Annotated in this window: 2 protein-coding genes; one reads left to right on the top strand and one right to left on the bottom strand. The window is 55.9% G+C overall.

The features are described from left to right. The coding region (locus RE6C_RS26350; RefSeq protein ID WP_039963529.1) for an RtcB family protein at window positions 1-975 on the bottom strand (975 nt) is incomplete at its 3' end. A gap of 184 nt (window positions 976-1,159) precedes the next feature. Here RE6C_RS26350 and rtcR point away from each other — a divergent pair. After that, window positions 1,160-2,776 carry an RNA repair transcriptional activator RtcR gene (rtcR, locus tag RE6C_RS26345; protein WP_008661592.1) on the top strand — a complete coding sequence of 539 codons (1,617 nt, stop codon included), beginning with the start codon at window positions 1,160-1,162 and terminating at the stop codon, window positions 2,774-2,776. The last annotated feature ends 133 nt before the right edge of the window (window positions 2,777-2,909 follow it).

The following is a 2,909-nucleotide window of genomic DNA, read 5'->3' as shown; positions in this document are numbered from 1 at the left end:
GAAGTTCGCTCCCAACGCCATGTCGTCCAGATAATCGTTCGCTTCATCGGATCCCAAGGGAGCGTAAACCAATTGACGATCACCGGCAGGAAGCGGAATTCCCCACCGATCAAACTTGTCTTGCAACGTGCGGAACTGCCCCGATGCCAAGTTGTGACCAAACCCTCGTGACCCACAGTGCGACAAGAACGCAACGTTTCCGTCGATCAAACCAAACGTTTGAGCCACGTCGCGGGCTCGGTCATCGTCACCGACTTCCACCACCTCACATTCACCGAAGTGGTTCCCGCCTCCATACGATCCCAGCTGTTGCATCTTGTCACTGAAGTTGCTCATGTGGCGATGTCCCAGGATCGTTTCCAGTCGGTTTTCGAGTGCCAACGGCGTGTCATCATGCCCAACATGATGCGAGTCCTCGCAGCGGTACGCCCAACTGGTAGGTATCCCAAGAGCGCGACACACATCGTCGCTTGCACCTTCGGTCACCAATTGCTTTCCGAGTGTTCGGTTGACGTGCCGAGCCTTGGTCACGCTGCGTTGTCCCTTGCCCGCCCCCGTCGGTGTGCGTTGGCAGATCGCGGAAATCAATGCTCGACGAACCTTGCGGTCCTCGATCGCTTCGGCGGGAAGATCCAATTGCAGCAAACTCATCGAACACTTGATGTCGACTCCAACCGGCCCCGGATAAACGTGAGTCGGCGAGACCATGACGCAACCGACCGGTGCTCCATAACCACAGTGCGCGTCTGGATTCAAAACCAAGTCAGTCACACCGGGAGCCAACCGCGAATTGACTGCTTGCTGCAGGCACAAGTCGTCAAAGGTTTCGCGAATGGACTCGGTTCCGAAGACACGGATCGGTGGGGTCGTTTCCGTTCGAAGCAATGCGGTCGCTTCGCCGGTGGCAACCATTCCGGGGCCGGAGTACTGGTTTCGCGAGTCCGTGCTGGGACGGGTCTTGGTCGAAGTCGTCATGTGAATCTCGAACAAAGGAAAAGCGGCTGTTGTTGCGAACTGCTAAAGCACCGCCTGTGCCAAATCGACCACAATTCCCTTAAAGACCTATGCTGCAACCACTTACGGAGTCCAGGCTTTTTAAAACGCGGCACGAACAACCAAAGCTACCTATCCTCACCGCTCGCTATTTATACTGTGGTCTATGAGTAAGAAATGTGTCGTTATCGGTTTCCTCGGAGTCCATTTGGATCAACCCCGGAAATCTCGTGATCGATGGGCCACGTGGCGCCCGACCGTTGCGATCTGCCAGCAAGAAGACTTGATCGTCGATCGATTCGAGCTGATCGTCGAACGCCGCTATTCCAAGCTTGCCAATCAGGTGATTCAGGACATCGAAACCGTCTCGCCCGAAACGTCCGTGCGAGCTCATCCGGTCACACTCAAAGACCCTTGGGATTTGGAAGAGGTTTACGCAGGGCTGCATCAGTTCTCTCGCGAGTACGCGTTCGACACCGAGGCCGAAGACTATTTGATTCATATCACCACGGGGACGCACGTCGCACAGATCTGCTTGTTCCTGCTGACGGAGTCCCGGCACCTGCCTGGACGTCTGATTCAAACGTCGCCGCCACCGGGACGAGGCCGATCGAAACAAGACGAAGCCGCATCGGTTGAAGGGACGTTTCAAATCATCGACTTGGACCTGTCCCGCTACGACGAACTGGCCAAGCGTTTTCGGCAAGAGCACGACGAAGCACGCTCGATCCTCAAACGTGGCATCGAAACGAAAGACGAATCATTCAATGCATTGATCGATCGAATCGAGAAAGTCACCTTGGCAACCAAAGCACCGATCCTGATGTCGGGACCAACGGGTGCAGGCAAGACGCAACTCGCGAAACTGATCTACGAACTCAAGCACAGCCGACGGCAAGTCAGCGGCCCGTTCGTCGAAATCAACTGCGCAACAATCCGTGGCGAACAAGCGATGTCAGCATTGTTCGGCCACACCAAAGGTGCATTCACGGGCGCGGACTCCGCGCGTGCGGGACTGCTGAAATCCGCCGATGGTGGCATGTTGTTTCTTGACGAAATCGGCGAACTCGGACTCGATGAACAAGCCATGTTGTTGCGTGCGATTGAAGAGAAGGAATTCACCCCGGTTGGTTCCGACCAAAGCATTCACAGCGACTTTCAATTGATCGCGGGAACCAACCGTGACTTGGTGGCGGAAGTCACCGCAGGCAGATTTCGCGAAGACCTGTTGGCGAGGATCAACCTATGGTCGTTTCAGTTGCCGGGCCTTCGTGAACGGCGCGCGGACATCGACCCCAACCTCGATTACGAATTGCAACAATTCACACGCGACTCCGGTCAGAAGGTCACGATCAGCAAAGAGGCTCGCAAAGCGTTCCTTGATTTCGCGATGGATCCCGCGACGCCTTGGAACGCGAATTTTCGCGATCTCAATGCGGCCGTGACACGAATGGGGACACTTGCCGAAGGCGGACGCATCACCATCGAGTTGGTCCACGAAGAAATCGCCAGGCTGCGATCAAGCTGGCAAACCACGGATGCTCACGGTGACGGCGACGTCTTAGCGAGTTGCCTGGATGAATCGCAAATCGCACAGCTGGATCGTTTCGACCGAGTGCAACTCGCCGAGGTCATTCGAGTTTGTCGTCAAAGCCGATCGCTGTCACAAGCCGGACGCACGTTGTTTGCAGTCTCACGAAAAGCGAAGGCAAAACCCAACGACGCCGACCGACTGCGAAAGTACCTGCATCGCTTTGGCTTGAGCTGGGATGAATTGCTCTGAGTGTGGGATAGGCTTCCAGCCAATTGTGTTTGGCACGACGGTTGCGGTCAGTGTTGTTTGTCAGGTTTTGGCCGATGAAGCGAGGTGCCGTGCGGCGAGATGCTGCCAGGATGCGTGCGATGGCTGCGGCATT

The organism is Rhodopirellula europaea 6C, assembly GCF_000338295.1.
GTDB lineage: Bacteria > Planctomycetota > Planctomycetia > Pirellulales > Pirellulaceae > Rhodopirellula > Rhodopirellula europaea.
The sequence above is the reverse complement of the archived record's forward strand: the minus strand, read 5'-3'. Positions and strand labels throughout refer to the sequence as shown.

Excerpts from the sequence above, each read along its gene's own strand:
- rtcR (WP_008661592.1), top strand. The coding sequence starts at position 1,160 with ATGAGTAAGAAATGTGTCGTTATCGGTTTCCTCGGAGTCCATTTGGAT.